The 14,728-nt window shown below is 38.8% G+C and carries 12 protein-coding genes; all 12 read right to left on the bottom strand.

Going from position 1 to position 14,728, the window contains the following annotated elements; all coding sequences use genetic code 11:
• Window positions 1-331 precede the first annotated feature (331 nt).
• Window positions 332-1,231 carry a RodZ domain-containing protein gene (locus tag ACDX78_RS13785; protein ID WP_486028729.1) on the bottom strand — a complete coding sequence of 300 codons (900 nt, stop codon included), beginning with the start codon at window positions 1,229-1,231 and terminating at the stop codon, window positions 332-334.
• A 192-nt stretch (window positions 1,232-1,423) separates the two neighbouring features.
• Entirely contained in the window at window positions 1,424-2,215 is a 792-nt protein-coding gene (locus ACDX78_RS13790; protein WP_486028730.1) for a DUF3388 domain-containing protein, read from the bottom strand.
• Between the two features lie 168 nt (window positions 2,216-2,383).
• Complete coding sequence (locus tag ACDX78_RS13795) at window positions 2,384-2,647, bottom strand: DUF3243 family protein (RefSeq protein WP_486028731.1); 264 nt, start codon at window positions 2,645-2,647, stop codon at window positions 2,384-2,386.
• A gap of 113 nt (window positions 2,648-2,760) precedes the next feature.
• Window positions 2,761-3,477: an elongation factor P 5-aminopentanone reductase gene (gene ymfI, locus ACDX78_RS13800; RefSeq protein ID WP_486028732.1), complete on the bottom strand. Its 717-nt coding sequence runs from the start codon at window positions 3,475-3,477 to the stop codon at window positions 2,761-2,763.
• A 10-nt stretch (window positions 3,478-3,487) separates the two neighbouring features.
• The gene (yfmH, locus tag ACDX78_RS13805; RefSeq protein WP_486028733.1) at window positions 3,488-4,771 is read right to left on the bottom strand and encodes an EF-P 5-aminopentanol modification-associated protein YfmH; all 1,284 of its coding nucleotides are present in this window, start codon (window positions 4,769-4,771) and stop codon (window positions 3,488-3,490) included.
• Entirely contained in the window at window positions 4,764-6,050 is a 1,287-nt protein-coding gene (gene yfmF / locus ACDX78_RS13810) for an EF-P 5-aminopentanol modification-associated protein YfmF (RefSeq protein WP_486028734.1), read from the bottom strand. Before yfmF ends, yfmH begins: the two co-directional genes overlap by 8 nt.
• Before the next feature lie 285 nt (window positions 6,051-6,335).
• Window positions 6,336-7,295, bottom strand: a complete 960-nt coding sequence (locus ACDX78_RS13815; protein ID WP_486028735.1) for an ABC transporter permease — start codon at window positions 7,293-7,295, stop codon at window positions 6,336-6,338.
• Window positions 7,296-8,342, bottom strand: coding sequence for an ABC transporter permease (locus ACDX78_RS13820; RefSeq protein WP_486028736.1), 1,047 nt, complete (start codon window positions 8,340-8,342; stop codon window positions 7,296-7,298). It abuts the gene before it with no gap.
• Window positions 8,342-9,868, bottom strand: a complete 1,527-nt coding sequence (locus ACDX78_RS13825; RefSeq protein ID WP_486028737.1) for an ABC transporter ATP-binding protein — start codon at window positions 9,866-9,868, stop codon at window positions 8,342-8,344. The genes ACDX78_RS13820 and ACDX78_RS13825 overlap by 1 nt, the downstream gene beginning before the upstream one ends.
• 235 nt (window positions 9,869-10,103) lie before the next feature.
• Window positions 10,104-11,216, bottom strand: coding sequence for a BMP family lipoprotein (locus ACDX78_RS13830; RefSeq protein ID WP_486028738.1), 1,113 nt, complete (start codon window positions 11,214-11,216; stop codon window positions 10,104-10,106).
• Between the two features lie 112 nt (window positions 11,217-11,328).
• The gene (locus ACDX78_RS13835) at window positions 11,329-12,054 is read right to left on the bottom strand and encodes a GntR family transcriptional regulator (RefSeq protein WP_486028739.1); all 726 of its coding nucleotides are present in this window, start codon (window positions 12,052-12,054) and stop codon (window positions 11,329-11,331) included.
• Window positions 12,055-12,267: 213 nt separating this feature from the next.
• A complete protein-coding gene (locus ACDX78_RS13840; protein WP_486028740.1) occupies window positions 12,268-14,541 on the bottom strand; it encodes an FtsK/SpoIIIE family DNA translocase in 2,274 nt (757 codons plus the stop codon).
• Between the last annotated feature and the right edge of the window lie 187 nt (window positions 14,542-14,728).

The following is a 14,728-nucleotide window of genomic DNA, read 5'->3' on the forward strand; positions in this document are numbered from 1 at the left end:
TTAGATTCTAAATTACATGTGAAGTATCAATTTTATTTTCTCAAAAAATCAAATTTGAGAGAGCTGCTTTCCTGTTGTCTTTTTAGAGCAATTTTCATAAGTGTTTTCATACAAATGTTAGTTGAACCAATCGTGCCGTTACCGGCTGTTAGATCTCCCACTTAGAATTTTCATGATTCCTTCATTCTTGTATTGGGAATCTTACGACGCACAGGACGTGCTAGTGCCGACAACGCCACAATTCTTTATGATGGGACGAGGAACTACTGTCCCGTAGTCCCAGGACGTGGCTTTGTCGGCCAGCCAGTTACACTGCGATAAATTATTCAGTTTAATTATTAATATTGACCCATATACGCTGTACCACATTCTGAACTGGGTCTATTGGATATTCCAATTCTATGTCATTAAAGGAAATTGATAAATCAGCTGCATTTCCTATATTAAAGTATACACTTTCCTCATCGGTAACATCTAATTCAACTGGAGAATCATCTTCAGAGAACATACCGCTGAACAGTGAATCTTCAGCATCGTTTTCTATATCCAGCCATGTATTACCGCTTGATTCAAGTGTAAGCGTAACTTCATCTCCGGCATCATTTAGATCAAAGGTGGAGTTTGTCCCCTCTTCCTCGACTATAGTCAGTTCAGCTTCTGACGCTCCTTCATTTGCTTCTTCATTTTCCTCTTCATTCGTATCTTCTGTATCCTCGGTATCCTCGGTATCTTCCTGGTCGGCATCCCCATTATCCTCTGCATCTTCTTCCGGATCATTTATAATTGTAATTTCATTATCATTTTGCTCATTCTGGGAATCTGTTTCGCCATCCGACATTGTCAGTTGAATAAAATACCAAGCAGCAAAGAAAATCCCGATAACCAAGAGTACTACAATAATCGTTGGCAAAATGGATAGGAATGAATTATTTTTTTCCGAATTGCTTTCTTTCCTGTTTCGTTGAATTCGACTATACTGTACTTCTGGTTCTTCTTCGGTTTTGGGAACTTCTTCTTTATATTCTTCAAGGAGTTCATTTGGATCAAGGTCCACCGCATTGGCGTATTCCTTGATGAATGCTCTGGCATAAAATTTTCCAGGCAGAATTTGCAAGTTGCCCTCTTCAATTGCTACCAGATATCGCTTTTGAATTTTCGTCGTTTCCTGCAGAGTATCCAGGGAAATATTTTTTTCTTCTCTGGCCTCTTTCAGCCTTGCTCCTATTTCCATAACAAACACCATCCATTTTCAGAAAACTTGTTTTATCGTTAAAGCATTCTTACGAAAGCGCAGTTTGGTTTCCTGGAAACCTTTATACTTTGGAGTGCAAGCTAGATGTGCACCTTTATTCGACGAAAAATGAACATTTCGCTTGTGATGTATCGCTGTGCGGCATCCTTCAGTGCACTCACGCGTATATGTTTAAAAATCAAACATTGAAAACCCTTGATTTGGATCGAACTGTTGTCTCTCAACATGCTCATAAGTGATTTCTTCATCCTCATGACTGCGCAGTTCAATAATATAATCGAAATCCTCCATATCATATTCCGTTTGCTGAACAAAAATATCCGGGTGCTCTACTACTTTTATGGATGGGAGCTGCATAACCTCTCTGATTAATTGCCAATGCTTTTCGTTTGCCCGGCTTTTAGAAACAACTCCATCTATAATATAGATAGTATCCTCATTATATTCCCCTTCAACCAACTGACTGCGTACGGTTTGCTTAAGTAATGTACTTGAAACAAACAGCCATCTTTTATTTGCAGAAACACTTGCAGCAACAACTGATTCAGTCTTCCCAACCCGTGGCATGCCGCGTATTCCAATTAATTTATGTCCTTGGCGTTTGTATAATTCAGCCATGAAATCTACCAATAATCCTAATTCATCTCTAACAAATCGTACCAGTTTTCGGTCATCTACATCCATATGTATGTATCTGCCGTGCCTTACAGCCAGTCTGTCACGGAGTTTCGGTTTGCGAATTTTTCTAACTTCGATCGTATCCATGGTTGCTAAAATCGATTCCAGTCTTGTTATATTATCATCAAATTTGGAAAGTATCAGCATTACTCTTCTTGATTTTTCAATACCATTAATGGTAACAATGTTGATGGATAACATCCCTAGTAAAGAAGATATATCTCCTAATAGTCCAGGCCGGTTTTTCTTTATTTCATATTCCAGGTACCATTCTGTTCGATCCATATATATTCTCCCTTTTCACATACTTTATTAATGGTAACCAAACATCTCTAATAATTCAATATAAGTCTATAATAAATGATTTTCACTTCTATGAAAAGCGGAACATTAAAGTTATCGGGAAATAAATGAAAAAGAAGCTGCTTCGGAGTAAGGCAGCTTCTTTTTCATTTATTGATTCATGTTACCCTGGTTTTGCACAAGTTTAATCATTGTATTTGCAATTGCCTGCTGTTCATTTTCGGAAGCAGCACTCCATAAATCTCGCAGCACGGTTTCCTCACTGTTTTTCGGATCAACACTCTGTGCGAGATAGTCACCTACTTCTTCAGCAACACTTTCTATCGTTTGCTGACTCATTCCCTGCTGCTGTGCTTCCTGCAGCTTATTAGACAAGAACCCTTTCCATGATTCAAAATTATCAAGTACTGACATACACCATGCCTCCTTCAAAAGTTTTACATGTATAGTATTTGAATTCCCCTTTTTTTTATGCACATGGAGGAAAAGCAATACTCTTTTCTTCTTAGGAAGGCTTTCTGCATAAACTACCATCCGCCAGCCATGTTGATAATTTCACCTTGAATATAACTTGATTTATCATCGAGTAAAAAGGAGACGACATGTGCTACTTCATCTGGTCTGCCAGCACGGTTTACAGGTATTCCAGAAATAAGTTCATCCTTTTCCGTATCCGGCAGATGTCCATTCATTTTTGTTTCGATGAAACCCGGACTTACTGCATTTACTGAAATACCGGAGGGAGCTACTTCTTTAGCTAATGCTTTAACAAAGCTGTTTTGAGCACCCTTAACAGAGGAATAAATAACTTCATTGCTTGCGCCCTGCTCCCCCCATATTGAGGTAATAAAAATGACCGCCCCAGATTGCTTCTTGACCATTTGCGGCAATAAATATTTGGTGATCATCCACGGTGCCTTTACATGTAAATTAATCATATTGTCCATGGTTGACTCAGCCGTATCTTGGAAGACCCCAAAATGTGCCGATCCACTTGCAAAAATAATACTATCCACAGGGAAAACAAGTTCCGTTAAAAACTTTTTTACAGCGGATTCTTCACATAAATCCGCCTGCAATACACCTAAAACATACGACTCATCCATACTCTCCCTAAATTGGTCAATCTTTTCCCTGCTTGTATTATAATGCAAGAGCAATGTATAGCCTCCATTAGCGAGCTGTTTTGCAATAGCAATTCCAATATCACCGCTTGCACCTATAATAAGTACATTGTGCCCCATGATATTCTCCTCACTCAGCAGTTATCGTACATACTGACAGACGATCTTCCTGAATCCAGTTTTGTAAAAAATCATTTGCATCATCTAAAGTTAGCGCTTCTACTGCAGGGATGATTTCAAAAAAGTCAATATCAAGCATTTGATAGTGGGTATATTTGCTGGCAATAAATTCAAGTGAATTCATGGAACGCAACAGCCGGCCAATTTTCTTCTTCTTCATTCGCGAGAATTCTGCTTCTGTAAATGATTCATTTTGCGTTGACAATAATAATTGCTTGGTTTTTTCAGCAAATTGTTCGGGTTCATTTGTATTTGTTCCGATCAGCGTGTAACCAAAATTCTCCTCCAGATTTGATTCAAAATAGAAGCTTGCATCAATAAGCTTTTCTTTATATAGCTGCTGATAGAATGAACCGCCCTTGGAGAAATAGTGATCCAAAACCATGCCTTGAAGCAACTCTTTTTTTAAATATGCAGCCCCTTTCAATGGGGTTACCGAATCCTTAATCCCTATTGTACATTTTGGAATGGAAACTGGCATCGTAATTTTATTCTCTTTTTTCGCTACTTCATCAGGTTCATCAGGAAACTCACGGGTGATATCATCCATTTTTTTGAAGTCTTTTGCTTTTTGATTTTCTTCAATTAAAGTCATCATATTCTCTTCATTAAAATTCCCCGTAATAAACAGTGTCATATTCTCCGGATGATAAAAAGTGTGATAACAGGTATACAAGTCATCTTTAGTGATCGATTGAATAGATTCTACTGTCCCCGCTATATCGATATGCACGGGGTGATGCTGAAACATTGCTTTTATGGTTCCCATAAAAGACTGCCAATCAGGCTGATCATCATACATTTTAATCTCCTGGGCTATAATTCCCTTTTCCTTTTCTACAGACTCCTCGGAAAAATAAGGATCCTGTACAAAATCAATCAATGTCTCTACATTCTTTTCAATATTATTGGTTGCAGAAAATAAGTAAGCAGTTTTGGTAAAAGAAGTATAAGCATTCGGTGAAGCCCCCTGCTTTCCAAAATCTGCAAACACGTCCCTGTCTTCTTTTTCAAATAATTTATGCTCCAAAAAATGTGCGATTCCTTCCGGTACGGTGATTGCTTCTTCTTTTTCAATCGGGACAAAGGATTGATCGATGGAACCGTAGTTTGTCGTAAATAATCCGTATGTTTTTGACATTTCTTTTCTTGGAAGCAAAACAACCGTCAGGCCGTTATCCATTTTTTGGGTATAGACTGTTTCGTCAATATCATTGTATGTTTGTTTATGCATTTGTGCCTCGCCCTTCCTGCGTGAGCAAATAGAGTGTGTCCTCATCAATTTTTTTACTTGCATTGATAACATCCTGTTTTGTAACTTGTTTAATGTTTTCAATTAATTCCTCGGGGCTTCGTGTTACGCCTGCTAAAACCTGCTGGTATAAGAGCTCAATAATACCTTGCGGATGATCCATTGTTTCCAGCAGCTGATTTACAATTAACTCTTTTGTTTCTCTTAAATTATCCGCTGTAAAATCGCCATCTTTCATTGCTTCCATTTGTAACCTAATAATATCTCTTGCTTTTTCAAAATCTTCATCAGCTATTCCGCTGAAGACGAGCAGTAATCCTTTTTGACTCTCCAGACGCGAAGCAGCATAGTAGGCAAGACTATTCTTCTCCCTGACATTGATAAACAATTTAGAGCTTGGAAAACCGCCAAATATTCCATTAAATACCTGCAATGCAAAATATTCCTTGTCACGATACGTTGTGTTTGTCCGGTATCCGATATGGAGCTTAGCTTGCTGGATTTTATCTTTCTCTATAATTTCCTTCTGTTTTATCTCTTGGATTTTTTCTAACTTTTCTTCCTTCGCGACAGGATTATCTCTTCGCTGGAAAACCGCGTTAAACTGATTGGTTACCTCTTCTTCATCAAAATCGCCATGCACGTATATATTCATCTGATCAGACTGTAACATAGTCTCATAATAGGAATACAATTCATCATTCGTTAAATCCTTTAAATCCTCTTCATAGCCATGAACATGAAGCTGATATTTCTCCCCTTTGCACATTTCATCGATAAGTCTCATATTGGCATAGCTCATTTTATCATCTTTTTGTGCATTTATTTTCTGCCTGAGTGTATCTTTTTCCCTATTAAAAATAGATTTATCAAAACGGTTATCTTTCGTATAAGGATTGTAAAGAATGTCATGCACCAGGCCGATGCCTTCACTCATTATGTCCACGTTCTCGGGGATAAATTTTTTATTTGCCAGTTCTATCCTAATCGTAATGATATGATTCTCACCCTTCTTGCCACCGGAAAAACCCATAACAGAACCATATAAATCGTCAAGCTTCAGCTGTAACTCCTGTTTGCTCGGATAGTTATTCGTACCTTGATTTAAAACATAAGGAAGCAGTGCTCTCTGAGTAATCGTATTTCTGTTTAACGGGGCTTTTAATTTCACCGTAATTGAATTTGTTTTAAATTTATTGCTCTTTATGAAATGGAGCTGATATCCATCCTGCTTACTTACACGCTCTTTTATCGACGTCATAAACATCCTCCCACTATTAGCATATTTCCTCTTTATTTTGTACATATTTATTTAGTATATGTAATACATTATAGATGAAAAAAAACCGACTTGCTAATATTTTCCGGCAAGTCGGTTTTTACATCAGGCCCAACACCTAATGGTAGCGAGTTTTGTGGTGGGACGAGAATATCTCGCAGTCCCAAATTCTTACGGTGGGACGAGCATTTAGCGCCCAAACTTTTATCATGGGGTGATTATTCAGTGCAGTCCGTACGTCGCTAAACGTGCGTTTCTGTCTTTGTTTTATCTGCTTCCTTTAATATATGGCTGTCCATTTGCTCTTGGTGCTTCTGCCCTTCCGATAAACCCTGCCAGTGCAAGAATGGTAAGAACATATGGTGCAACCAATAAGAATACTTGCGGCACATCTGCAAGAAGAGGTATCCCCCCGCCGATGACACTTAAACTCTGCGCAAAACCAAAAAATAAAGCAGCACCCATGGCACCTAATGGATGCCATTTTCCGAAAATGACAGCGGCTAAAGCCATAAATCCTTGACCTACGATTGTTGCTTGGGAAAAATTGAGTGCAATCGTCAACGCAAACACAGAACCGCCCAGACCACCTAATGCGCCGGACAGTATAACGGCAATATAGCGCATCTTGTATACATTGATCCCATTTGTATCAGCAGCCATCGGGTGTTCCCCAACCGCCCTTAAACGCAGTCCAAACGGTGTTTTATATAACACATACCAGGAAATAAAAGCTAAAATTATAGCTAAATAGGAAGTTAAATACATGCTGGAGAAAAATATATCTCCAATGATCGGGATGTCAGAAAGAACTGGTATATCTCTTGTATAGAATGGCTGAGACACCATGTCTGTCTGTCCCTTATCATACCATTGTTTGGTAAGGAATATCCCCAATCCCAAGGCTAGAAAGTTAATGGCAACTCCGCTGACCACCTGATCAGCACGAAAGCTGACAGCAGCAATAGCATGGATAACGGAAAACAAAGCGCCTATAAGCATGGCCACAATAATAGAGATCCAAGGTGTCCAGGCACCAAATACATCTGCAAATGTTAGATTGAATACTACGCCAACAAACGCCCCCATCACCATGAGTCCTTCCAAACCTATATTAACAACACCAGACCGTTCACTGAATACTCCGCCTAAAGCAGTAAATATTAAAGGTGCCGAAAAGAAAAGGGCAGGGGGAATAATTGATTGTAATAAGTCAATGAATCCCATTTATTTCTCCTCCTTTTTAAAGCGAAGTATCACCCAGCGAATAATATAGCTGGAAGCAACAAAGAAAATGATCAATGCAATAATAATATCTACTAATTCATTCGGCACGCCTGCTTCTGTAGGCATGTTCAGAGCCCCTACTTTTAAAGCACCGAATAAAATAGCTGCAAGTACAATACCTAGAGCAGTGTTCGCACCTAACAACGCAACTGCAATGCCATCAAATCCTAAATTCGTAAAACCACCGCTCACCGTCATGTTTCCAAATGTTCCAAGCCCCTCCATGGAACCGGCTAACCCGGCAAATGCACCAGCAACAACCATAGATAAGACAATATTTCGTTTAACACTCATTCCTGCATATTTTGAAGCATGGTTGTTAAAACCAACTGATTTTAATTCATATCCAATGGTAGTACGTTCAATAATAAACCACATAATAACAGCCGCAAACAAGGCGATTAAAATTCCATAATGCATGCGGGAAAAATAGGTTAACCCTTGTAGCCAATCTGAAGATAATGAAGCAGTTTCTGCTACTCTTTCTGTACTGTTTTCACTATCTGATAGTATATTTCTAATAATTGCATTAGAACTGTACAGGGCAATATAATTAAGCATAATAGTTACAATAACTTCATGAACGCCAAGCCGTGCTTTTAAAATACCAGGAATAAATCCCCAAATTGCCCCTGCCAAAGCTGCTACAAGAATAGCAAGAGGAAGATGAATAAACATCGGTGCATCTACAGTAGTACCAATCCATACTGCAGAAAGCCAGCCGACAATAACCTGTCCTTCTGCCCCGATATTGAATAATCCGCTCCGGAAAGCAAAACCAACAGCCAAACCAGTTAAAATATACGGGGTTACCTGGCGAACTGTCTCTCCGATGAAATAAGCGTCACCAAAAGCACCTTCCCATAAAGCAGCATACCCCTGAATCGGATTATATCCAAAAACAAGCATAATAATGGCGCCTGATAATAGTCCAATAAAGACAGAAATGAGCGGGACAAGTATATTAAATGTTTTATTTGAAGTCATTATTCCCCACCAGCCTTTTCTTTCTGGCTTCCAGCCATTAATAAGCCAAGTTCCTGTTCGTTTGTCTCTTCCGGTTTTCTCTCTGCAACAATTTTCCCATCGAATATGACTGCAATCCGGTCACTGACATCCAAAATTTCATCCAGCTCAAAGGAAACCAGTAATATAGCCTTTCCCCGGTCTCTTTCTTCAATTATTTTATTATGAATAAATTCAATCGCGCCAACATCCAGCCCTCTGGTGGGCTGAGCAGCAATTAATAAATCAGGGGATCGGTCAATCTCTCTGGCTACAATTGCCTTTTGCTGGTTTCCTCCGGATAATGCTCTTGCTTTTGTGTATACACTTGGCGTACGCACATCATATTCCTGAATCAGATTTTCCGCTTTTTTGTAGATTTCCTTATAATTTAACACTTTATTTTTGGAATACGGCTTTTGATAATAGGTTTGAAGTACTATATTTTCTCCTATTGGAAAGTCCAAAACCAGTCCGAACTTATGCCTGTCTTGCGGAATATGTCCAATCCCGCTTTCTGTTACTTTTCTTGGCGATAAATTTGAGATGTCTTTATCATTCAGTCTGATTTTACCGGAATCTGCTTTCCTTAAACCGGCTATGGCTTCAATCAATTCTGTTTGGCCGTTTCCATCAATACCGGCTATACCTACAATCTCCCCAGCTCGGATATCCAAATCAAGCCCTTTTACCATATCCACTTTTCGTGTATCTTTGACAATCAGATTTTCTATATTCAGTACTGTTTCCTGAGGTGAAGCAGCTTCTTTTTCTATTTTAAAGCTAACCTCTCTTCCGACCATTAAAGATGCCAGTTCTGTTACTGTGGTATCGGCAACATTAACTGTACCAATACCTTTACCTTTTCGTATTACTGTACAACGGTCACATGCCTGCATTATTTCCTTTAGTTTATGTGTGATCAAAATAATAGATTTTCCCTCTGCAATTAATGAATCCATTATTTCCATTAACTCTGTAATTTCCTGTGGCGTGAGTACAGCAGTCGGTTCATCAAAAATAAGAACATCTGCCCCGCGGTAAAGCGTTTTCAGTATTTCAACTCGCTGCTGCATTCCTACAGAGATATCACTTATTTTCGCCTTGGCATCAACCCGGAGACCGTATCTGTCAGATAGCTCCTGTACTTCTTTTTCCGCTTTATTTATATTAATTCGGCCTTTTGCCGTTGGCTCGTTGCCCAGGATAATATTTTGCGTTACAGTAAAAGGCTCTACTAACATAAAATGCTGGTGAACCATACCTATTCCCAAATTATTGGCAACATTGGGATCCGTTATTTTTACTAGTTCCCCGTTTACGCGAATTTCTCCTTTTTCAGGTTGATATAAACCAAAAAGGACGTTCATTAACGTTGATTTCCCAGCTCCATTTTCTCCGAGTAAGGCATGTATTTCCCCTTTTTGTAACTGTAATGTTATGTTATCATTTGCAACAATCCCTGGAAATTCCTTACGTATATTCAGCATCTCGATAACGTAATCCATGGTATAGTCACTCCTTTACCCACAAGTAGATCAATAAGTATTTTTCCATGTGAAAATCCTCAATGAAAAGAGCCGGGTAGAAATCTTTTCATTCAATGATTTTTTCTGCTGACTCATTAAAGTAATGAGGCTGTCTCATAAATGGGTTATTCTGCCTTGCAGCAATCATTTATTGGAAAGCCAATTAAATGATTGCTGTTTTCGACCCTTTTTTCTTGGACAGCCTCATTATTACTTACAAGGAATCAACAAAACCCTCTAATTCTTCACGTGTTTCCGGTACTTCTAGCTCGCCATTAATAATTCTTTCTCTCCAGTCATTGGTCGTATCAACAATTTCCTCTGTGATTGCTTCTTCGTTTGTATCAGCAAGAGAAACCCCTTCATCTTCCAGTCCGAATTCAAGAACTTCTCCGCCCGGAAACTCACCGTTCAGTCCCATATTGCTTACTTCCTGTACTGAAATATCTACTCGTTTTACCATGGAAGTAAATGTCACATTATGATCGCCAATTTGACCTTCTTCATGTTGGTCGCGGTCCACGCCGATTGCCCAGACGTCACGATCCGGATCATTTTGTTTTAAGTCCTTCGCTTGTGCAAACACACCGTTACCCGCCGCACCGGCTGCATGGTAAATAATATCCGCCCCATCATTGTACATACGGGTAGCAATTAACTTTCCATCATCTGCAGAGCTGAAGTCACCAACATACTGAATATCCACATTAATGTCCGGATTTACCGAGAGCGCACCAGCAACAAAACCTACTTCAAATTTATTAATTAAATCGGAATCAACGCCGCCGACAAAGCCTAATTCATTCGTTTCTGTTTTCATTGCAGCAGCTACTCCTGCAAGAAAAGACCCTTCATGTTCAGCAAAAGTGATACTTGCAACATTTGGCACGTCTACCACTTCATCAACAAGGGCAAAATCCAAATCAGGATTTTGTTCAGCAATATCTGTTATAGCATCAGCAAGTAAAAATCCGATCCCAAAAACCAGATCATAGTCGTTACGCACCAGACGGTTCATATTAGGCAGGTAGTCTGATTCATCAGTAGACTGGGCATAATCAAATCCGCCTTCGCCTCTTTCAAGACCATGTTCTTCTCCCCATGCCTGGATTCCTTCCCATGCAGATTGGTTAAATGATTTATCATCCACGCCACCTTCATCAGTAACCATTGCTACAGAATAATCTCCGGAAGCTCCTTCTTCACTTGTGCCATTGTCATCTGAACCGGCACCTTCTTCAGCATCTCCACCGTTGCCACAAGCAGCCAAAAGCATTCCAAGACTGAATAAAATTGCAAACAATAAAATAAACTTACGATTTTTCACACTAAAACCCCCATTTAGTAATTTAATTAAAATACAGTTGAAACAACAACCAGTAGTATTTCCCTTTCTCTTCCTACTACTCACCCCCCCTAAATGGTATTAACAGTAAATGCTACATTCTTTTCCTTACTACTTCAAAACGGAAAATATCAGAACGAAAGTAATTTGCCGAGTAAAGAACAGGCTCATCTTCATCTGTATAGTGCAATTGCTTTAATAAGAGTAATGATTGACTGTGGTCGCAGTTTAAAATATTAAAAATTCTCTGTTGATAGCTTACAGGTTCAATCCGAGTCAACGCATAGGAAACATGAATGCTAGCATGTTTTTCCATCATTTTAAATAAAGATTCTTCCCTTTCTATACGCTCTAGCGGCAATAGCCCTTGAGGGAGTTTATCTATACACAAAACGACTGGTTTATTATCAGCTGTGCGAACCCTTTCAATCTTCAAAACGGATTGTAAGTTTTCATCAGCAAATTGCTCCTTGTCCTCATCAGATAAAATTGTTACTTCTGCTGTTATATGTTGCGTACCCGCTCTTTTTCCCGAATTCTCTATCATCTCAGTGACACTATTTAGTTGTTCAATGCCGGAGGAAAATATCGGTTTTGGATTAACGAACGTACCTACACCTTGTTTTCTGAATAAAATATTTTCTTCTTCCAATACCCTTAGTGCTTCTCTCAATGTAGCACGGGATACTCCCAGCAGCTTAGATAATTCATATTCCGATGGCAGCTTTTCCCGCTCCTTATACATTCCAACTTTTATATCCTGTTTCAGTTGATCAATAACCTGTAAATACAAATGACGTGAATCGGGCCGGATTGACATAGGAGCTCTCCTTATTATGTAAATATAAACTATTTAAAGGTCTGACCTCTGACGTATAACTTTCCTTCGAAATAAATATACCATTATTAGATAAATAATGATATAGTTCTATAAAAATTTATAAAAAATAAATCTTTGATTGAGGGTTGTTCATAACCTCGCCAATTAAAACAGGTAAGCTTGGCCATTCGCCGGCTTACCTGTTTTAATTGGCTATGATGTTTTTTCTTCCTGGTTCTGAGTTACTAATACAGTTCTTGGCTTACTTCCTTCATAAGGCCCAACAATCCCTCTGTCTTCCATTGCATCTATTAATCTCGCAGCTCTTGTATAACCAACTCTAAATCTTCGTTGGAGCATGGATACACTTGCACTTTGCATTTCTACAATGAGCTGGACTGCATCATCGTACAGTTCATCGTCTACTTCTTCTACTACTTCATTGGTGTCTTCAGGAATCATTTCTTCCTGATATGAGGCCTTTTGCTGATCAATACAATGATCAACAACCCTCTCTACTTCTTCGTCGGATAAAAAGGCACCTTGGACACGAGTTGGTTTTGATGCACCTACAGGAAGAAACAGCATATCCCCACGTCCCAGCAGTTTTTCAGCACCGCCAGAATCTAAAATAGTTCTCGAATCGGTTTGGGAAGAGACACTAAATGCTATTCTGGAAGGAATATTTGCTTTAATTACACCGGTGATTACGTCCACAGACGGCCTTTGTGTTGCTATGATCAAATGGATCCCGGCTGCTCTCGCCATTTGTGCGAGTCTTGTAATTGCATCCTCCACATCGCTGGAAGCAACCATCATCAAATCAGCCAATTCGTCCACCAGTACAATAATATACGGCAGGTTCGGCTGCTGCTCTTCCGATGTTTGATTATATTTCCGAATATACTCATTGTAGCCTTCTATATTCCGGGTACCAGAATCAGAGAATAATTCATATCTTCTTTCCATTTCTGCCACCACTTTTTTTAAAGCCCTTGAAGCTTTTTTAGGATCGGTAACAACAGGCGCAAGAAGATGCGGTATACCATTATAAACATTTAATTCTACTTTTTTCGGGTCAATCATCATCATTTTTACTTCATGTGGTTTTGCACGCATTAAAATCGTTGTAATGATTCCATTTACACAAACACTTTTACCGCTCCCTGTTGCACCGGCTATTAATAAATGCGGCATTTTACTTAATTCAGAAACAACTGCATCCCCGGAAATATCTCTGCCCAAGGCGAATAATAGTTTGGAAGTTTGATTATTAAAGGTATTATCCACTACTTCCCTTAGTGAAACCATGGCAATTTCCTGGTTAGGGACTTCAATTCCCACAGCAGATTTCCCCGGAATCGGTGCCTCAATTCGTATATCTTTTGCAGCAAGCGCAAGTGCCAGATCGTCATGAAGACTGACAATTTTACTTACCTTTACTCCAGCTTCCGGATAAATCTCATATTTTGTTACAGCAGGACCAACGTTTACCTTTGTAACTCTTGCTCTTACACCAAAACTTTGGAATGTACTTTCCAGCTTTTTTACTGTTCCTTGAATTTGTGATTTTTCTTGGTGTTGGGCATTGTGTGCCGGTTCTACCAGTAAATCCATTGCCGGGAGCATATAATCCCGGTTTTCTGTTTCAGATACCGTAATATCGCTTATCACGTCATCTTCCAGCTGCTCATCTACTTCTTCATCAGTTTTTAACACTTCCATATTTTCCTTTTCTGGCTGCAGCTCTTCTGCTGTATATGTTGTATCTGTAAAAGCATGTATTAAAGGCTCCTCTTTTTTATCAATCCCATTTTTATCGACTTCGAGCGGAGGAGCATTTTCCATTTTTCGCTCTTTTTTCTCCATTCTATAATTTCTCCATTTTTCATTGATATTATTTACCGCACTGGAAATTTTTGTATAAGATTTTTTTAATAATTCACCTATCGAAACTTCAGTCATAAACATAATGCCAATTATCATAGAAAACACTGCTGCTATTTTTGCACCAACAAGGGAAAATAAATAATAGGAAAAAGTGAATAAGAGTGCCCCAATCATACCGCCTCCAAGTACTGCCGCAGAGGTCTGTCCACTTAAATAATCGAAAAACTGATCCCATGTGGTTGCAATGATGGAGATATTTTCAGTAACTACTAATCTCTCATAAGTTTGAATATGAGTAATCAGTATAAGACCAATAAAAAAGATTAAAAAACCTGTCATTTTTCTGCTTGAAAAATCAGGCATCCTTCTTTTCATCATAAAAATAATTCCTGTTATTAGCAATATAACAGAAGCAACAAAATACCAAATACCCAAAAAGAACCGAAAAATGTGCTCCAGTCCCCCGGGAATAACGCCATCACTAATAGCACTGGCACCACTTCCAAATATCGCCAGGAAAATAAAAAGTAACCCTAGCAATTCAAATTTTAATTGTTTTTTTAATTTTTTGCTGCGTTTCTTTCTCTTTTTAGCCATTGTTCCACCCCAAATCATACAGGAATGTATCTATTTAAAGACTAAACCCCCACCAGGAAAATGGCAAGGGTTATATATTATATTATACCATAATTATCAAAAGAAAAGGCTGCTTTCAGATAGTTGATTGCTATTCCTACTACAACCCGAATATATCTCGTTTCTACCTCCGGGTACAAGTCGTTTC

It is taken from the genome of Virgibacillus oceani (assembly GCF_041521345.1).
GTDB classification, from domain to species: Bacteria; Bacillota; Bacilli; order Bacillales; family Amphibacillaceae; genus Virgibacillus_N; species Virgibacillus_N oceani_A.

Bases quoted from the DNA above. Each gene is read 5' to 3' on its own strand.
- ACDX78_RS13785 (WP_486028729.1), bottom strand. From the start codon at position 1,231: ATGGAAATAGGAGCAAGGCTGAAAGAGGCCAGAGAAGAAAAAAATATT.
- ACDX78_RS13790 (WP_486028730.1), bottom strand. From the start codon at position 2,215: ATGGATCGAACAGAATGGTACCTGGAATATGAAATAAAGAAAAACCGG.
- ACDX78_RS13795 (WP_486028731.1), bottom strand. From the start codon at position 2,647: ATGTCAGTACTTGATAATTTTGAATCATGGAAAGGGTTCTTGTCTAAT.
- ymfI (WP_486028732.1), bottom strand. From the start codon at position 3,477: ATGGGGCACAATGTACTTATTATAGGTGCAAGCGGTGATATTGGAATT.
- yfmH (WP_486028733.1), bottom strand. From the start codon at position 4,771: ATGCATAAACAAACATACAATGATATTGACGAAACAGTCTATACCCAA.
- yfmF (WP_486028734.1), bottom strand. From the start codon at position 6,050: ATGACGTCGATAAAAGAGCGTGTAAGTAAGCAGGATGGATATCAGCTC.
- ACDX78_RS13815 (WP_486028735.1), bottom strand. From the start codon at position 7,295: ATGGGATTCATTGACTTATTACAATCAATTATTCCCCCTGCCCTTTTC.
- ACDX78_RS13820 (WP_486028736.1), bottom strand. From the start codon at position 8,342: ATGACTTCAAATAAAACATTTAATATACTTGTCCCGCTCATTTCTGTC.
- ACDX78_RS13825 (WP_486028737.1), bottom strand. From the start codon at position 9,868: ATGGATTACGTTATCGAGATGCTGAATATACGTAAGGAATTTCCAGGG.
- ACDX78_RS13835 (WP_486028739.1), bottom strand. From the start codon at position 12,054: ATGTCAATCCGGCCCGATTCACGTCATTTGTATTTACAGGTTATTGAT.
- ACDX78_RS13840 (WP_486028740.1), bottom strand. From the start codon at position 14,541: ATGGCTAAAAAGAGAAAGAAACGCAGCAAAAAATTAAAAAAACAATTA.